Annotated in this window: 13 protein-coding genes; 7 read left to right on the top strand and 6 right to left on the bottom strand. The window is 42.3% G+C overall.

All coding sequences use genetic code 11. The features are described 5' to 3' along the window. Positions 1–1,119: 1,119 nt before the first annotated feature. The 6 genes from PLE34_RS11820 to PLE34_RS11795 form a co-directional block, all read right to left on the bottom strand. Positions 1,120–2,022 carry a hypothetical protein gene (locus tag PLE34_RS11820; protein ID WP_324557159.1) on the bottom strand — a complete coding sequence of 301 codons (903 nt, stop codon included), beginning with the start codon at positions 2,020–2,022 and terminating at the stop codon, positions 1,120–1,122. Positions 2,023–2,277: 255 nt separating this feature from the next. Then, positions 2,278–3,870 (bottom strand): GmrSD restriction endonuclease domain-containing protein, encoded by a 1,593-nt coding sequence (locus PLE34_RS11815; RefSeq protein ID WP_324557157.1) that lies wholly within the window; start codon positions 3,868–3,870, stop codon positions 2,278–2,280. Between the two features lie 150 nt (positions 3,871–4,020). Beyond that, the gene (locus PLE34_RS11810) at positions 4,021–5,208 is read right to left on the bottom strand and encodes a tyrosine-type recombinase/integrase (RefSeq protein ID WP_324557156.1); all 1,188 of its coding nucleotides are present in this window, start codon (positions 5,206–5,208) and stop codon (positions 4,021–4,023) included. A 638-nt stretch (positions 5,209–5,846) separates the two neighbouring features. Next, positions 5,847–7,652 carry an ELWxxDGT repeat protein gene (locus PLE34_RS11805; protein WP_324557154.1) on the bottom strand — a complete coding sequence of 602 codons (1,806 nt, stop codon included), beginning with the start codon at positions 7,650–7,652 and terminating at the stop codon, positions 5,847–5,849. Positions 7,653–7,867: 215 nt separating this feature from the next. Next, positions 7,868–8,488: a response regulator gene (locus tag PLE34_RS11800; RefSeq protein WP_324557152.1), complete on the bottom strand. Its 621-nt coding sequence runs from the start codon at positions 8,486–8,488 to the stop codon at positions 7,868–7,870. A gap of 65 nt (positions 8,489–8,553) precedes the next feature. Continuing rightward, complete coding sequence (locus PLE34_RS11795; protein ID WP_324557150.1) at positions 8,554–10,413, bottom strand: ATP-binding protein; 1,860 nt, start codon at positions 10,411–10,413, stop codon at positions 8,554–8,556. 564 nt (positions 10,414–10,977) lie between these two features. Here PLE34_RS11795 and PLE34_RS11790 point away from each other — a divergent pair. The 7 genes from PLE34_RS11790 to PLE34_RS11760 all read left to right on the top strand — a co-directional run bounded on the left by PLE34_RS11790 (position 10,978) and on the right by PLE34_RS11760 (position 18,466). Then, complete coding sequence (locus tag PLE34_RS11790; RefSeq protein ID WP_324557147.1) at positions 10,978–11,373, top strand: RidA family protein; 396 nt, start codon at positions 10,978–10,980, stop codon at positions 11,371–11,373. A gap of 4 nt (positions 11,374–11,377) precedes the next feature. Then, positions 11,378–12,349 carry a 3-hydroxyacyl-CoA dehydrogenase family protein gene (locus PLE34_RS11785; protein ID WP_324557145.1) on the top strand — a complete coding sequence of 324 codons (972 nt, stop codon included), beginning with the start codon at positions 11,378–11,380 and terminating at the stop codon, positions 12,347–12,349. Positions 12,350–12,434: 85 nt separating this feature from the next. Next, the gene (locus tag PLE34_RS11780; protein WP_324557142.1) at positions 12,435–13,739 is read left to right on the top strand and encodes an aspartate aminotransferase family protein; all 1,305 of its coding nucleotides are present in this window, start codon (positions 12,435–12,437) and stop codon (positions 13,737–13,739) included. 39 nt (positions 13,740–13,778) lie between these two features. Further along, positions 13,779–14,738, top strand: coding sequence for a 3-hydroxyacyl-CoA dehydrogenase NAD-binding domain-containing protein (locus PLE34_RS11775; RefSeq protein WP_324557139.1), 960 nt, complete (start codon positions 13,779–13,781; stop codon positions 14,736–14,738). 36 nt (positions 14,739–14,774) lie between these two features. Then, positions 14,775–15,863 (top strand): dipeptidase, encoded by a 1,089-nt coding sequence (locus tag PLE34_RS11770; RefSeq protein ID WP_324557136.1) that lies wholly within the window; start codon positions 14,775–14,777, stop codon positions 15,861–15,863. Positions 15,864–16,106: 243 nt separating this feature from the next. Next, on the top strand, positions 16,107–17,456 hold the full coding sequence (locus PLE34_RS11765) for a hypothetical protein (protein ID WP_324557134.1): 1,350 nt from the start codon (positions 16,107–16,109) through the stop codon (positions 17,454–17,456). Between the two features lie 107 nt (positions 17,457–17,563). Continuing rightward, entirely contained in the window at positions 17,564–18,466 is a 903-nt protein-coding gene (locus PLE34_RS11760; protein ID WP_324557131.1) for an aldo/keto reductase, read from the top strand. Positions 18,467–18,855: the final 389 nt, after the last annotated feature.

Genomic DNA, 18,855 nt, shown 5'->3' with positions numbered 1-18,855 from the left:
AATTCTTTGTCTGATTGCAGTGTCTAACAAGGGTGACAGCTAACGATAGCGGCTTTGCGCAGGTGTGGAATTTGAAATCCCTCTGCCGAAATACCGTACTGCCAATTTAAAGTAAAAAATATTGTATTCAGATAATTTCTGTTTGAACATCGTCAGCCGATAACTGATGCCCGGATCTGCAATCAGCCTGGCAGGCTTCCGTCCAGCCACGCTTGCGCAAAACCGCTTGTTACAGGCTGCCTTCTCCATGTCCGATCAAGGATCATCTGTCGGGGGTGGCCGTGCATGCACCGTCGCTTAATAGAAGTATTGTCTCCTGCAAACGTTCGCTCCGATAGCGTTCTCCGTGCCCGATCAGGGATCGCCTGCCGGGGGCGGCCGTGCATGCACTGTCGCCTAATAGAAGCATTGTCTCCTGCAAACGTTCGCTTCGGTAACGTTCTCCATGCTCAATCAGGGATATCCTGTCTGGGGTGGCCGTGCATGCATTGTCGCTTAATAGTAGCATTGTCCTCTGCAAAACGTTCGCTCCGGTAACGACCTCCATGCTCAATCAGGGATATTCTGTCTGGGGTGGCCGTGCATGCACTGTCGCCTAATAGAAGCATTGTCTCCTGCAAAACGCTCGCTCCGGGAGCGTCAGGTTTGTCGCACCGCAACAGGTTTATAAATCATTTACGAATTTAGACTGTCGGTCATTGGTAGCCTGTAACGAACAGGGCTTTGTGCAGGTGGGGAAGTAGCATTCCGTCTGCCCGTAACCGCTGCTCAATTTATAAATTAAAGTTCATTGTTTATTCTGTTGCTTGGCGTTGGTCGTCACGCTGGAACTACTGCTGATACTTGCACACAGCTGAAGTAACAACGTCGTGCCGCACTTGCACAAAGCCCCCTGTTGTGCGTTCGTTTTTCGTCACCCTGCACGTTTTGCCTTTGCGAAATTTTTAATACCGCTTATTAGCAAAAGAAGTCCGCCAATAAATGAGGCAACTGCCGTTCCCCAAATAATCCAATCTTCGGTCATGTGCGGTCGGAACATTAGATGTCCGTGCATGCCCACAAGGTCTGTCATGAAACACATGAAAGTGATAAAGAAAAGGACAAATGCAGCAGTTAGTTTCATTCTTCGAATAAGTTGCTTTGATTAGTTCCTTCAATAATATCTGGCGGTATAACTTCAAAAACTTTTAGGGCTTCATAAGTAATGACTGGCTTCAAAGTGTTTGAATTTGTGGTATAAGTGATTTTCAAATCAACCTTTAAATAATCATTTGGTTGTATAATAATCCTTCGACTATGGTAATCGTCAAGCCACTCTTTGTGCAATATTTTCACTTCTATTTGCTTGCCTTGTCTTATTAGCTTCCAACTTGCTTTGTCCGAAAGTAAATCCAATGACTTAACCTTCAATGTTTCAATTCTCTGCTGCTCCACTGTTTGTCCGCCGAGTTCATAAAGTAGTTTAGCCATATTGACCGAACTATTCCTACCGATACGTGCATTTCCGGCTTTTGACTTGTACTCAAAATATTCGTCTTTCTTTAGCTTACGTCCTTCTATACCCAACTCGTTGATAGCATTCAACACGAAATAATTATTAATCTCTAGGACAAAAATGTTGTCTGCGGGCAGTTTTTTTATTTCTTGATTAATGTCTGATGTGACCTTCTGCAAACTGTCTACCGATTGCACTTCATTAGTTTCGGTCGCTTTAATTAGTCGCCGTTTTATGTAAACTAATAGGTGTCCAAAAAGTTTGCCCGGATTTAAGATGTCTTTTAGTACGTCATCAGGGATTGACTTCAATATCTGATTAACCTTTGACTTTATAGACGAATACTCAACATCAATTAATTCGTACTCAAGTTTTGCGCTGGGTAAAATGTTATAAAGGATTTGCTGGTCTATCGACAGCAGCTTTTCATACATTTTGCCGATTTGTCCAAATGCTTCAACTGGATTTTTCTGCCCAGAAAATATCAGGTCAAGTTCGAAATCAAAGTCTAAATTTTCATTTGTCATGAAAAACAGAAGTTTTGGTCTAATGTGGTTTGCACTCTCGCATTAAAATGACGCACAACGTTAAAGCATTGGCGATGTGGCGGTATTCTGTGTTTCTTCTGCCCGGCGCTTCTGTTGATTAAAGACACAAAAGCTCATTGTTTATTCTGTTGCTTGGCGTTGTTCGTCTGCCGAAACCAATGCTGATTAGCGAACAAAAAGTTGAGAATATATTCGTCGCGCCGCCATATTGCCAATGCACTGTTGGCGGTAGTTTTAATTTGTAGCTGCATCCACCTCATTGATTATCAATTCGGCCCTCTTTGCCAGAAAATCATTATAGTTATCCTTTTCATACAATTCTTTAGTCAAAGGAATAAGATTTGAATTTAGTATGTCGTTAAAGCTGTCTTGAGGTATTATTGAGAAAAAATAGTCTGAAGGGCTTTTCTTTGAAATCTTCTTATTACTGTCTGCTGGTAAAAAACAAAAATTAGTAAGACTAAATATTTTATTTGGCGGAAATCCTTGCTTTTTTAAGAATGCATTTGGAAAAATATGATGATACTGCTTTCGGTTGTATTTAGATAACGATTGGGCAATGTCAATTTTTGTGTTTTTTACTAAATCAAGAGGGCCCTTTTGAGCCATTAATAATAATAGTGCTCTTGTCAATGGATTTGCTTTTGAAAACTTGGTTTCAATTAACTCGCTTTTAGTGACACTATAACGAAATTTATTCACCTCGACTAAATCATCTTTTCTTATTTCTGAAATCCTTTCTATATCAGCATTCATTTTTTCAGTTGTTTGACCTGTTGAGTATCTATTTGAAAACGATGTTTTCCAAAACCATTTTCTCAGTTCTTTTAGCTGATTAGCAGTTGGCATACCGCCAATACCAAAAAACTTAACAAGTCCAACGATTTGTTGTTGCCAAGGAAGAAAATCTAAATGGGAACAGTTTAGGTCTGAACCTATATAATCAATTGCCTTGCGAAGTGCTTCGCAAAATCCTTCCCAGTTGTCTCTAACCTGTACTCCTGTTAGTTCTGTTATCGATTTTGTTGTGGTATTACTTTGTATGTAACCAGAAATTGCTTGAAGTAAAATGTTTTGAGTTAGGTCACCAAAGTTCTTTTCGTCAAGTTCAACTTGGAGTTCATTTATAGATTCCAATAAATGGAAGTCATCTGTCCAAGTCCAAGCTGTCATCAGGTCTAGAGTGGATAATTTAGTGCCGGTATTATTGATTCTTTCGAAGATATTTCCAACATCGGATTTTTCTCTATTCTTTATAGTAACAACTGGCAGTTCATAATTGATAAAGCGAGAGTAAAGCTCTTGCGCATCATTATGAAATTTTGGGTCTAAGGTTTTAAGCGACTCAATAAGCTTTGCTCCGTTCAAGAAATTTCGCAAATAAATTACATCGTTAGCTGCAATATCAACATCATTTTTTTGTTCAAATGTTTTAGTGGAGAAATTGTAATAAATTTCAAACAGATTCAAATTTGGATTGTAGTCGGCGGACTCCACATCTTGTTCAGTCTTGTCACTAAATGTGGCATATATTGACGAAATCCTTTGTTGCCCATCTAAAACATAATTGACAGGATACTCATCTGCATTGTCAGGAATCTTATACCCAGCTATATTTCTAGTATGTTTAAGTTTGTCTGATGTGCTCCAAAGTAAAACGCTGCCAATTGGGTAATTTCTCACAACGCTATCAAGTAGTTCGAGGATTTGATTTTGCTTCCAAACATAGGCTCTTTGAAATGCAGGAATTCGTATGTCTCCTGAATTTATTCTATTGATTATCTTGTCAATTTTCTCTGGAGTTGTCGAAAGTTCGGGTGCTCTCATTTTTATTTATGTTTCATTTAAGTAGAATGCTGAAAAATTACCGCCAACGCGTAAATTTATGCTATAAGACGCTATTGCCCTAAAAAAAATGGTGTTGTAAATGAATTCTTTAACGTTATACATGCTGTATTGTTATTAGTACAATCCGTTTTACCATTCTACCTCGTTTTTCTTCCATAAATCATCAAACGGACTAATAATATTTACTAATTGCTTTTTGCTTACATGTAAATAGCGCTCAGTAGTTCTTATATTAAAATGACCCAATAAATCTTTAATGTACCTGATATCGGTTCCTTTGTCTAACAGGTGTGTGGCAAAACTGTGCCGCAAACTGTGTATCCCTACCTCTTTTCTTATACCCGCATTGTGCTTGGCATTAGAAAATATCTGCTGTACCGTTCGGGTTGGATAAGCCTCTAAGGTTTGTTCCGACTCAAACAGGTATACCCTTGGACGGGGCTTGTATTCCTTAATGTATTGTCTTAAAATATCTAAAAGCAGGGGACTTAAATTTACATACCGGTCTTTTTTTCCCTTGGCGCTCCGTACTAAAATTTGCATCCGGCCGCTGTCAATATCCGAAATTTTAAGGTTTACGATTTCGCTTACCCTTAACCCGGAGCTGTATGCCGTAAACAACATGGCTTTATGCTTTTTGTTGGATAAGGCATTGAACAATCTCGTTAACTCCGTTTCATTCAATAACCTGGGAAGCAATAACGGTTTCTTCGGCCGTGGTACCTCCCAAAAAAACTTGTCTTTGCTTAATACTTGTTCAAAGTAAAACTTTAAGGCATTTAGCCTGCTATGGGCCGTGTTTTCACTAATGCCCTGCTTTTCCATAGCGTAAACCATATATCTTTTCAGGTCATCAGGTGTTAATTCACTTACAGGCTTATCTTTCAGTAAATACAATAGCTGCACAAATTCATTACGATAAGTGCGAATGGTAGATGCACTGTAAGCCTTTAGTTTTAAAAGTTGCACAAAATTATTTAATGCTTCCAGGTTTTCTTCACTCAGCCTCCAAACCGCCGAATGAGGCGGGGCACTGTTCACCGTTGGCTTTGCCTTCGCCGGAAAGGGCTCCTTCTTGCTTTCCTCTATATACTTCCGTATGGCATTAGTATCTACGGTGGCTTTGCCGCTTACCGATTGTTGAAACGCTTTATAATCCGCTTCCTGCAAAGGAATATACCAGCATTTATGGGTTCTGCTCCATGCAGCGCAGGGCAATGCTTTTAAAATGGCATTAATGGTAATGTTGAACGTAAAATGCAGTGCAATACATGCTTTGCCCCGGTGCGTAAGTGATGTTAGCCTGATGTTTTCCATAACCTGCTATTAATGCATACGCTTTCTCAGCCACAGCGTTCAGGGTGAGAAGGGTTGAAAAACTGATCTACAAGTTATAAAGTAACTCTGTTTAAAGCAAGATTATTTTGTAAAATCACCTATTTATTTAGTATTTGGCAACGGTGGGCTTTTAGGCTTCCGGTTGCACTACCTGTTTAAGAAATATTAAATAAAAATGCCGCAGCACTGGCCCGCACAAAGCAACGCTGCCAAACCTGTGCCGGTACGAAAGGGGGGCGCGAATATAATATTTCCGGCTTCAGTCCTTTATACAACGTACAGAAAGCCCTTCTTTTTCGGATGTAGTATTAAAAGGGTTAAATATGGCGGAGTTGAGCGATAAAATATAGGAATACAAAAATGAGCCTGCTTTGGTGGTATATGTCAGCCCTGGGGAGCCAGCTTTCCGCTCTTCACTGTTTTGTATACATTACCGTCTATATCTGTAACCTTACCTGTTTCTCCCGGATCATCATCAGGGTCTTCGGGCGCATTGTCTTTGCTGCACTACAGTAATACCAGGGTAAATGCGGTAACCGTAAGCATCATGGCTGAAAGTTTTTATAATGTGGCTCATTTGATTTAATTTTTTAAACAAACTGAAGTTGAAGCTGCTGTTACTGCTTTATAAATTTTTGGCTTACTATACCTGCATCTTTTTTTACTAATCTTAAAATATACAATCCTTTACTCAGCGCACTTATATCAACAGTAGCCTGCTTATTGGCTGAGGTCATTACGCTTCTCCCGGCCATATCAACTATTTCAATCCGCCTTATGTACCTGCTCTCTATACCGGTTAAAGTGATGATATTATTAGCAGGATTGGGAAATACGCTCAAACGCGTTGCAGCGCTTCCGCAGCTTATGTTTAATACTTTTGAATAGGTTGATTTACCGTCTATGTCTCTTTGCATTACCCTGTAATAGCGGTAGTTGCTTCGGGCATTATTTTCAGTATACTGGTATGTAACGGATGCATGGCTGTTTCCTGCTGCGGCAACGGTATCCCTGTTTACCCAGTTCACAGCATCGGAGCTTGCCTGAACAATAAAATCTTTGGTATTTATTTCTATGGCTGTCTTCCAGTTAAGACGCGGTGAACCTGCCACGCAATCGCTGCCCAGTTCTTCCCACCGCACGGGCAGGATCGTTTCGTTTAACTTATACAACTCCTCTCCAAGCCCATTGTCAAGGAAGCCCCGAAAATACAGGTTGCCATTTAGTGCAATAAGCACCCTGCCGCCTATGGAAACATTCGGAAAGGTACTTCCGGCTTCGGGATACAGGTCTGCAACCAATACAGTACCTGTTTCTGTTCCATCTGTTGCCCAGATTTCATATCCATAGTCAGCGGTGTTGGCAACAAAATAAACCCTGCCGGCGTGATCTGTAAAATTTGAAGAATTCGACCCCGATGATCCGGGATTGATATCTTTTACAAACACTGTACCGGCAGAAGTGCCATCGCTTTTCCAAAGTTCCGTATTGGCAGAAGCCCCCGGAAAGCCTGAAAAATATAGTGTATTGTTGATATTTGTGAGATGCTGCACACCTCCATCGGTACTGTTGATATCCATATCCCTTACCACCAGGGTTCCGGCTTCCGTGCCATCGCTTTTCCACAAAGCTCCACCGTCTTCTGTATCAATATCGGCAGCAAAATATACTTCGTTGTTCAATGCAGCAAGATAGGCCGGCTGAATACCATACATAAATCTTGTTGTATTGGTTGACACCATAACTGTTCCCGCTTCGGTTCCATCACTTTTCCATAAGGTAGTACTGGAAGGAAGACTCGGCCATTGGCCAATAAAAAATAAGGTACCATTTACATTCACAAGGTCTGTAGGCGTAATAAAGCCTGAACCAACAGTATTGTTGTAAGTGCCTGCCACTTTTACCGTACCGGCGGCAGTGCCATCGCTTTTCCATAGTCCGCGATTGGCTACAACGGGATTGCTATTTGAAATTGCAAAAAAAAGTACCCCGTCTACATCTGTTAATTGAAACGGATAAGTATTGTTGTTGGGTGTAAGATCAGTCACCATCACCGTTCCCGCCTCCGTTCCGTCGCTGCGCCATAGTTCGCCACCATTCACTCCATCATTCGCTGAAAAATACAGAACACCATTGCTCACAGCCAGCCATTCCGGGTCCGACCCTGTGCTTCCCGGCCTAATATCTTTTACCATCACCGTTCCGGCCTCGGTTCCGTCGGATTTCCATAATTCCCTGCCATGCACACCGTCAACAGCGCTGAAATAGATTGCATTGTTGTATAAGGTAAGGAATTTGGGTTCGCTTCCCACACCGCCGGGACGAATGTCTTTTACGACTGTGGCCGTAACCTGCGGTAAAGCAGTGAAGGCATGTGCAAGGGAAAAAAAGATAAAAATCCCACAACGTAAATTTTGTTGCATGATATATGATTTGTTCAACAAAATTTAAACAAAATTTAAAATGATGCAACCCCAAAAAGGGTGATAATGTACCCGTGCAGGTTAAATGTAATATGCAGTTGTGAATGGTGAATAGTCAATGGTGAGTAGTGAATAGTGAGTAGTGAATGGTGAATAAAATGCGCAATTCACCATTTCTTATCCACCGAACAATAGATAAAGATATTTTGCCCTTCTCATATAAGCTTTTCGTTGATGGCTTTACTAACGGCTTCCGTAGCTGAGCGTACCTGCAGCTTTTCGTAAATGTGTTTAATATGCGTGCGTACCGTTTCAAACGAAATATTAAGCCCCGCAGCGATCATTTTATAGCTGTTGCCCTTGCAAAGCCATTCGAGTATTTCTTTTTCGCGGCTGCTGAAATGATATTGTTCTTTCACAGCGGTTTTCTGCATAGCCTGAATAACCATTTTGGCAACAGAAGGGCTCAGGGTAGCCCCATCGGCCATCATTTCCTTAATGGAAGGGGCAAGTTTTTCTGAAATGCTTTTTTTCAGCAGGTATCCGGACGCGCCTGCGCATATGGCTTCCAGTATGTGCGTATTATCATCAAATACCGTAAGCATAATGATAGGAACTTTCCTGTTAAAAGATCTTATTTTCTTTACAGCTTCTATGCCGGATACGCCAGGCATATCAATATCCATCAAAATAATATCCGGCATATCTGCCGGAGCAGGATACACAAACTGATCAAAACTGCCGGTTACTACAAACTCTCCCGAAAGATCAAGTAACTGCTCAAGGCTTTGCCTGAGCGCCGCATTGTCATCATAAATATGGATTGTGATTGGCATACAAATAGCAAAGTTAATATCTAAAGCCTGGCAATGCCTCCCCCATACGGGGGATAGCAAAACATTTAGCCTGCGGGAAAGGTAAAATAAACAGCAGTGCCTTTTCCTGCGAACGGGTTTAATATGAGATTACCTTCCAGGGCTGTTGCCCGTGTTTTCATATTGGTTAAGCCATTACCTTTTTTTACCGATGCAGGGTTAAAGCCCGAACCATTATCAGCAATGGTAATTTGCACCATGCTATTAACTACTTCGCTCTTTACCTGCAGCAAAGTGCAGCCACTGTATTTTACCGCATTGTTGATGGCTTCTTTACACACCAGCAAAACATGTTTGCGTTTATTGGCATCGAGTGATACCCGCTCTAACCCTTTTGCCATACCTATTTCCATTTGTATATGCAATGGTTCGCACACTTCTGCTGCAAATTCATGTACACGTATCATTACACTTTCAAGATTGTCGTTGCCCGGGTTTACCGACCATACAATGTCACTCATGCTTTCCATTGTGCTGCTGGCGTATTGCCTGATCTTTTCCAACTGTTCGGAAACAACAGCCGGTTCTTCTTTTTTAGCAAGCGCTATACGGCTGCTGATGTCTATCACCGAGAGAGCCGATCCTACATCATCGTGCAGATCGCCTGCTATCTGGTTACGGAGCAATTGCTCGTTCAGCTTTCTTTTAATACGCACACGGTTAAGCAACAACCAGCCAATTGCCACTGAAGTAACAAAGAGCAGCCCAAAGAGGTATTGTAACAACCTGTTTTTCCTGTTGCCGGCCTCAGCTAACTGGTTTTGCGTTTTCAGCAGCGTAATCTCACTTTCCTTTTTCTCCAGTTCAAACTTTTCCTTCAGTTCATTGGTACGCTTTATCTGGTCAGAAAGATCAATGGAGTCTTTTAATACCGCTGCGCTGTGCAGCCATTGATATGCTTTTTGCCAGCTGTTGCTTTCACCATACATCTCCGAAAGTATTTTGGCAACATCGTATTGGTAGTTTAACATTTTTAATGTATCGCTGAGTTGATATGCCTCGCGCAGATATTGTTCTGCCTCTGTGAGCCGTTGCAGCTTCCATAAAACTTTCCCTATGTTCATACCTTCGTAAGCGATATCCGCCTTGTTATTCAGCTTTTTGAACATGAAATAAGCATTAGTGTAATGTTCCAGTGCTTTCCCGTATGTGTTGGTTTGATAATAAGTTTCTGCCAGGTGTTCCTGTACCATAGCCGACTGATAAAGCGATTCCGGCTGGCGCGATAAGATGGCATTGCATTGGTTTAAAATGAACAGGCTGCTGTCGGGTAGCTGCAGGTTCCTGTACAGGATACTCAAGCTGATGCCTGTGCTGATGTAGCGGAAATAGTCTTCTATGTGCAGGAAATCTGCAAGTGCGCGGTTAAGGTATACAGCGGCACGCTTATAATCCTTCGCTTCCCGGTATACCACACCCAGCTGACGTTGCACATTGGTATGAAAAATGGTATTGTTAGTGGCTATACAAAGCGAATCGGCCTGGGTTAAATATTGGATGGCATAGGCAATTTTGCTCTGCCTGGTATATACTTCTGAAATATTGATGCAGGTTCTGATCACGCCTGCCGTATCGCGGGCTTTACCAAATAACAACCAGGCGGTGTGCAGGCTGTTAACGGAAGAATCCAGGAAGCCTTTGTGCAGGTATATCCACCCCAGGGCATTGTGAATATTAGCTACAGAACGCATGCTGGTGGAAGCTGTTGATTTTGACAGCAGCGCACGGGCGAGAGAAAAAGCGGAATCGGAGTAGCGGGAAGATAAGGCAAACGCTGAGTCTGCCTGTGCGAACAGCAACGAGTCATTCTTTTCATTCAAACGGGATTGCGCATACCCGTTAATGAAAGACATAAAAAGTAAGGTGATGGTGAGCCGGGGCAGCATAGTTGAATATAAGCTATTTCATCCGGTTAACCAACACGGGCGTTTCATTTTGTTGATTTGCAGGCACGCATCCGTTCATTAATGAGATCAGCACAGGCGATGCTGATCTTAAACTGCTGCGGTGCACCTGGCAATTACAGCGGACAAATTACAGCGGACATTAACTTACTACTTACAAGCTACCAATGACAGAATGAATACTCCTGCTTTCACTTCTGTTTTTAGTTTGTAGTTTATAGTTTATGGTTGCATTTCGCTTCGGATTTCGAACTTTCTGCTTCGGATTTGCATTTTGCCTGTCATGGTGAGGCACGAACCATCCGTATTTATTTGGGTTTTCTTTTCGAATTTCGTCCCGCACGTGCGGGATCCGGCTTCGAATTTAGCATTTGAGATTTATTCACTTCCTGTCATTTGGTTCCTGTAGCTTCTTCTTTTCTGTAATGCGGCTGTTTTCTGAAAAATAATACTACAAATCCGGACAAAAGTAACATCTCCTAAAAAAACGGACTGCTAATTTTGGCATGCTATGGGAATCTGCATGTAAAATTTTAAAATTAATGTATGGGAAAGACAGGCGTTCATCATCCCGACAGGGATAGTTCTTTTGTTACCGGCGCTTATTCGGATGCCGTGTTAGCAGGCGGCTTTTTATTTGTTAGCGGGCAGGCATCGGTTGATTTCAAAACTTCAAAGTTCATATTAGGAACGATTGAAGAGGAAACGCGGCGTACCCTTGATAATATCAAAGCTATTGTTGAAGCTGCCGGCGCTACGATGGAAGATATAGTGAAATGTACCGTACACTTAAGCGATATCGGCGAATTTGATCGCTATAACAAAGTATATGCTACTTATTTTCCGGGCATTAAGCCGGCCAGAACCACTGTGCAGTCTGTTTTGGCTGAAGGCATAAAAGTGGAAATTGATTGTATTGCCCGATTATCCACCCAAGCTTAAATGAATGACGCGTATTAAAGACACCAATATAGGTATTGTAGGCGTAGGTTTAATGGGCAGCAGCATTGTGGCTTCTCTTCTGGTGGCCGGGCATACGGTTAAGGCCATCGCTCCGCTTGCAGGTGAGCTGGATCTGGCAGCTGTGCGCATTAAAGAGCAGCTCCTGCTTTGTGAAAAAGGAGCGTTCTTAACAGCACCGGTAGACTTCTATTTATCTTCCTTAACGATTTCGGAAGATTATAATGTGTTACATGATTGCAGCTTAGTGGTGGAATGCATCATTGAAGACATGGAGATTAAAGAAGCGGTTTTCAAAAAAATTATTGCCTCGGTTAGTAAGGATGCTGTTTTAGCGAGCAACACCTCTGCCATACCGATCACTATGCTGCAAACATTTATTCCCAATCCTGAACGGTTCATTGGTATTCACTGGGCGGAGCCCGCTTTCGCCACCAGGTTTCTTGAAATCATTTGTGGCGACAAAACATCCGACCAAACAGCCAATTGGGTATTTGAGCTGGCGCATCATTGGGGAAAAGAACCCACATTGCTCAGGAAGGACATCAGGGGATTTATTACCAACCGCCTGATGTATTCGGTATACAGGGAGGCTTTAACGCTGGTAGAGCACGGGCATGCAACGATTGAAGATGCCGACAAGGCATTCAGGTATGATATGGGTTCCTGGATAACGCTCATGGGCATTTTCAGGCGCATGGATTTTATAGGCCTGCAGGATTTTCCCGTAATATTCAATGCCTTATTTCCCGGTTTGAGCAATACCGGTGAAGTGCCTGCTGTTGTGCAGAAACTGATGGACAAGGATGCAAGGGGTACGCAGAATGGCATAGGCTTTTACAGCTACACAGAAGAAGCGTGCAGGAGCTGGGATAAGGCTTTTGAGGCTTTTAACCAGGATATATACCGGCTGGCAGCCTTATACCCGGCTGAAGCGATTAGTTCTGTATTGAAGTAGTGCTTATATTTAAAGCGGTAATGCGGTCGGTACCCGATGGAAGGATGGTAGGACCGCACGTTAAAACTCCCGGAGATTAAAGCGAATGGAAAAAAATAAATACACACAATCTGCCAGCCTGCTGGAAAGAGCAAAGAAAGTAATGGCCGGTGGCGTTTCTTCTGAATTCAGGAAATACAATCATCCCCACGCCATCTTTTATACGCATGGCGAAGGAAGCCGGGTATATGATGTTGACGGCAATGCCTACCTCGATTTTACGCTGAGCCAGGGACCGCTGATCCTGGGACATTCCCATCCGCATGTGCTGAGATCTGTAAATGAATATTCGCAACAGGGGCAATTGTTTGCAGGACAGCATATCAAAGAAATAGAGCTGGCCGAAACCATCAACCGTTTAATTCCTTCAGCGGAGCTCATGCGGTTTTGCTTAGATGGATCGGAAGCTGTTCAAACCGCGTTAAGAGTGGCGCGTGCTAAAACAGGCAGAAAAAAATTTTTACGTTTCGAAGGGCATTATCATGGCTGGCTCGACAATATGTGCTGGGGTATCTCAGCGCCTTCTGCAGCCGCTTTGGGCAGCAGGGAACAGCCGGAAGTATTTCCCTGGACAGAAGGTTTGCCGGAACGGGTGAGAGACGAATTTATTATAGCGCCATGGAATGACCTGGATACGCTGAAGAAAATTATAGTGGCGCACCATCACGAAATAGCCGCCATCATTACGGAACCGGTGATGTGCAATAACGGCTGCATCATGCCTGCCGAAGGCTTTTTACCGGGTCTTCGCGATTTATGTGATCAGTACAATATGGCATTAATTTTTGATGAAGTGATTACGGGCTTCCGGTTAGGGCTTGGCGGCGCACAGCAATATTTTAATATCAGTCCCGACCTTTCCATCTTTGCCAAAGCTATCGGCAGCGGATACCCGATAAGCGTGGTAGCGGGAAAGAAAGCATGGATGCGTTTGATTGAAGAAGCAAAAGTAATTCATGCGGGAACGATGAATGCGGGTAATCCTACGATTGCCGCGGCGCTTGCTACCATTGAAGTGCTGGAGAAGGAAAACCCTTATCCCCGCATGTTCCAATACGGGAAAAAATTAATGAAAGGCTTACATGAAGCGGCTGCCCGGTATGGTCATAGCCTGGTTATTCAGGGACCCGGCCCTATGTTTCATATCGCTTTTACAAACAAAACTGAAATAAAAGATTACCGGGATACACTGGACTTAGATCGTGATAAGCTGGGGAAATTCATTGCGGGCATGCACGACAGGGGTATAAGAATTATTGGAAGAGGCTTATGGTATATCAGCGCAGCACATACTGCTGAAGATATAGACCATGCTGTTAATACCGCGGCAGAAGTGTTAAGCGGCATATAACCGGAATGGGTTACATTACTTATGTTCAAATAAAAAAGCATGGCACTAAATGGCGTTAAGAAGGAACCTTTGCTGATCGCAGGAAATGGAAAACTGTCTTGTAGTATTGCGGTTTGTTTGTTACAATCAGGGTTTCCCGTAACATTATATACGGAGAACAAGTATGATGCTGAAGAAAATATCGCCAGGCACTTTGCCGCTTTAATCCGGTATACCGCGCAAACACCCGGTAAAAAACGATTGGAAATTACGGATGAGCTGTATAGCGGATTATCGTATCAACTGGCTGTTATTGTTACGGGTGAAGATGTACTCAGCAAAAAATCACTGATACGGGAACTGGAAAAAAAGCTATCTCCAGGTTCGGTTATTGCTGTTAATACGGAAAGTATTCCGCTGGGTGTTTTACAGGAAGGCGCCGGGCATCCGGAACGCATTATAGGCGTTAACTGGGCAGAACCGGCACATACCACTTATTTTATGGAGATCATTGCCAATGCAAAAAATGACAGACTGCTGGTTAAACAATTGGCCCATGAAGCAAAAACATACTGGGGTAAAGACCCTTACATTATTTCGGACGAGCTTGGTATTCGCGCTAAAATGATGGCTGCCATGACAAGGGAAGCATTTTACCTGGTAGAGAACGGTTATGCTTCCGTGGAAGATATAGACAGGGCGTGCAGAAATGACCCCGGCTATTATTTGCCCTTTGCCGGAAACTTCAGGTATATTGATCTGATGGGGGGCGCCGGCGCTTATGGACGGGTGATGAAAGACCTGAACCCTGAACTGTCTAAATCAGCTAAAATCCCTGCGTTTTTTATAAACGCTGCACAGCAATCCGATGGATCTGCTGAGAACAGTAAAGGGCTGTATGAATACCAGGAAGGCGATATGGAAAAATGGGAAGAAACATTCCGGGAATTCAGCTACCGGATAAAAACGATCATTGATAAATATCCTTTTAAATATTTGAAGGAGCATTCCTTTGAATAAAAGGCGATATGATATGTATACTTATCAGTTTGATGTATGAATAAGCGATTTATTATTGATGCGCATCTTGATCTTGCAATGAACGCGATGGAATGGAACCGTGATCTCACGCGTCCATTGGAAGAGATAAGGCTGAGAGAGATGAATTTGAAAGATAAAAATGACAGGGGACGAGGCACGGTATGCCTGCCGGAATTGAGAAAGGGAAACATTGGATTAGTAGTAGCCACCCAGTTATCGCGTGTAACGGCTTTTGGAAGCTCATTGCCGGGCTCAAGCTGGCATTCGCCACAGCAGGCATGGGCTATGACGCAGGCGCAGCTTGCCTGGTACAGGGAGATGGAAGCTTTGGGTGAAATGGTACAGATCATCAACCTGCAACAGTTAGATGCACACATTGAGTTGTGGAATAATGAAGCTGTGGCAGACGATAAAAAGCCCATTGGTTATATACTCAGCCTCGAAGGAGCAGATTCACTGGTAGACATCACTTACCTGCATAAAGCTTACGCTTATGGATTGAGAGCCGTTGGCGTATCACATTTTGGCCCGGGAAGATATGCGCCGGGAACAAAAATGGCCGGCCCGCTAACCAATTCAGGCGTTGAGCTTTTAAAAGAAATGAGCAGGCTGAACCTCATCCTCGATGTAACACATTTGACAGATGAAGGTTTTGACCAGGTAATGGAAATGTACCAGGGACCGGTGTGGTCAAGTCATCACAACGTAAGAGCGATAGCGCCAACCCAGCGGCAGTTGAGTGATGAACAGATAAAACGTTTAATAGAAAGAGATGCGGTAATTGGAGGCATGCTGGATTGCTGGGCGATGGACAGCCGTTTTATTGATACGGTATCCGACCCCTGGCAACTGAACATCCGTCTTGAAAACTTAGTGGATCACTGGGATCATATTTGCCAGATAGCAGGCAATAGTGAGCATGTGGCTTTTGGAACCGATTTGGATGGAAATTTCGGAACAGAGCAGTCGCCCTGGGATATGAATTCCATTGCTGATCTTCAAAAGTATGAAGCCATTCTTTCTGCCCGTGGGTACAAAACTGAAGACATTGACAATATATTTCATAAAAACTGGCTAAGGTTTTTACGGAAGGCGTGGAATTAATGTGGAGATGTGAAAATGTGGAAATGTGAGAATGTGGAAGTGTGGAAATGCGAACATGAATTTTAAAATTGAGCAATTTGAAAATTTGAAAATGTGGAAACGCAACGCCCGGCTTTATTCTAAAGTTGATGTGGAAGATACAAAGGTTAGACATATTCTATAGCACCGTCCTTCTCTGCAGGAGAAGGATAAGAGGATGAGGCTTAACGATATAAGAACTAAAATTTATAAGACCAACTTCATATGAATCCTTTTTCCGCCGGCGCCGCCCAAACAGATATTACGCCACCGTTGGGAACCATCATCAATGGTGAGTTTGTTGCTTTTTATGCGCATACCATTCACGATCCATTGTATTCAAAAGCATTGGTCTTGCATGATGGTGTAATTACTATTGCTATAGTGATAGTAGATATCTGCGCCATGGATAAAGATTTTATAGACGAAGTGAAAAAAAAGATACATGAAGAGACAGGCATAAAACCAGATCATATTTTAATAGCAGCTACGCATACCCATTATGCTGGTTCCATAGTTGATTTACTGGGCGGCCCCTGCGATTTAGCATACCGGAAAAGCCTGGACGCCAAAATTGTTCAATCTGTAAAAGACGCTTTGGCAAAACTACAGCCAGCCAAACTGGGTTATGCATCTGTTAATGTTCCCGAGCATATAGTATGCAGGCGCTATTACATGAAGCCAGGCTACAAAGCGTTGAACCCCGTAACCGGCGAACCCGACATTATAAAAACAAATCCTGCAGGTGGCGAAGCTTATATTGACAAACGGGCATCAGAGGTGGATCCTGAATTAGGTGCTGTTGCTATTCAATCACTTGATGGAAAGTGGATTAGTGTGTTGGCGAATTATTCCATGCATTATGTGGGCGATTGTGCTAACGGTACAGTAACTGCGGACTACTTCGGGGTATTTGCAAGACATATTACAGCAAACCTGCGGGCTGGTAAAGATTTTGTAGCGATGCTCAGCAATGGTACCAGTGGGGAGGCAAACATCTGGGATTTTTTGCAGCCGGATCGCTACCCAAAAGAAGACCATCAAAAGAAGGAAGTAATAGGAAAAGATCTTGCTGCGAAATTGAACGAAGCACTGGAAAATATCCGGTGGGAACATGATCTTTCACTGAATGCTTCTTTTAGATATGTGACTTTAGGTGTTCGCAAGCCATCTGCGGCAGAAGTGGAAGCTGCAAAAGAGATCGTATCTCGAACAGACTACCGGCTGATCACTCCCGACCAGGAAGCGATGGTTAAAATATATGCACGGGAGCAGGTGCTGCTAAATGAATATCCCGATACAATTGAATTTCCTGTACAGGCATTAAAGATCGGCGATATCACTATTGGTGCGTTGGGAGGAGAATTCTTCGCGGAAACGGGGATGGCCTTAAAAGATAAGATCAGCACCGGTAAATATTTCACTATTACTATGGCCAATGGCTATATCGGTTATATACCCCCTGCGCATGAAATAGAAAAGGGCGGCTATGAAACATGGAGGTGCAGGAGCAGTCACATTAAACCTGATGGGGAGGCAATAGTTAGAAATGCGTTGTTTGAAATGGCTCGATAAAATAAGTATTTCTTTTTAGTTAAATGCACTTTGTGGTTTTGTTAAATGTTGTTCGGAAATGTTGAAATAGTTGAGGTGTCCGCAGCTATGTTAAATAAGATTGCAGAATGAAAAAGATTGTCATTTCATCACAAAAGTATATAACACAGATAGGTTTAGGGTGTGTTACATTTGGTCGGGAGATTGATGCTTTAACGTCGTTTGATATTATGAGTTATGCACTTGAGAAGGGCATAACGCTGTTTGATACTGCAGCAGCATATAGCGGAGGCATATCAGAAAAAATTATTGGCGAATGGCTTGTATCAAAAGGTGATGATGCAGGACATATAGTGATAGCAACAAAAATATTACCTCCATTTGATAAAAATAGCCTTTCTGTATCGGTGGATCAAAGCATCGGGCGACTTAAGCGAAAATATATCGACATTCTATTTCTTCATTCCTGGCACGCTTCATTAGAAGATTTGTGTGTGTTAGAGGAATTAAATGCATTATTGACTTCAGGCAGGGTGCGGGCATTGGGTGCAAGTAACTTTAACTCAACTCAATTAAACGCGATACTGGAAAAACAGATAAATAATAAACTCATTCCTATTGCATTCCTTCAGAATAATCAAAATATTGCAGTAAGTGATATTGATGATCCTTTAAGGCAAATTTGCAAACAGCATAGTATCCGGATTATTACTTATAGCCCATTGGGAGCAGGGTTTCTTACTGGTAAATATAAGAGCGTTGTTCAGCCAGATGTACGTTTTGAGCTAATACCGGAACACAAGAATATCTATTTTAATGAATATGCATGGCAACGATTCGAAAAATTGCTGGAAGTTTCCGGGAATAACGGACGCCCTGTTGCTGAATTAGCTTTAGCATGGGCACTCAATCAAACGCAGGTAAAGTCTGTGTTGATTGGTTGTCGCTCAATACAGCATATAGATCAGGCTCTTACGGCTTTGAATTGCGATATTAAAGCGTTGCTTATTGCATTGGAAGACAAAATGTAGGACGTGTTGTAATGTTTTTTAAATACAGTCGGTGCTATACATTCTCAAATAACGAAGTATTGTCATAATATAACCTTAAAAGGACCAACCCTGAAAATATTTATTTTAATTAAATCCCTGAAATTTTATAATGGTCGTTAACTCCCGGGTTTAAGGTTTTTTTTCGTTCAAATTCCATGAAACGCTTTCAGATTTTATACGCTACCGGCAATTTTGCTGTACTGGAGAACCTGTAAATGTTTTTTGAAAAATAGTATTATTAATATAAATAAAAGTAGCAGATTTTAAGTGTTACTAAAATTAGATTTGGAAAATGAAATTATTGTTAACGATTCTGTTTGCACTATACCTTAAAATTTTATTTAAGACAATACTTTTTAATAGAACTA

This window comes from Agriterribacter sp., from assembly GCF_035445465.1.
Classification (GTDB): Bacteria; Bacteroidota; Bacteroidia; order Chitinophagales; family Chitinophagaceae; genus Agriterribacter.
This window is presented reverse-complemented; position numbering and strand designations above follow the sequence as displayed.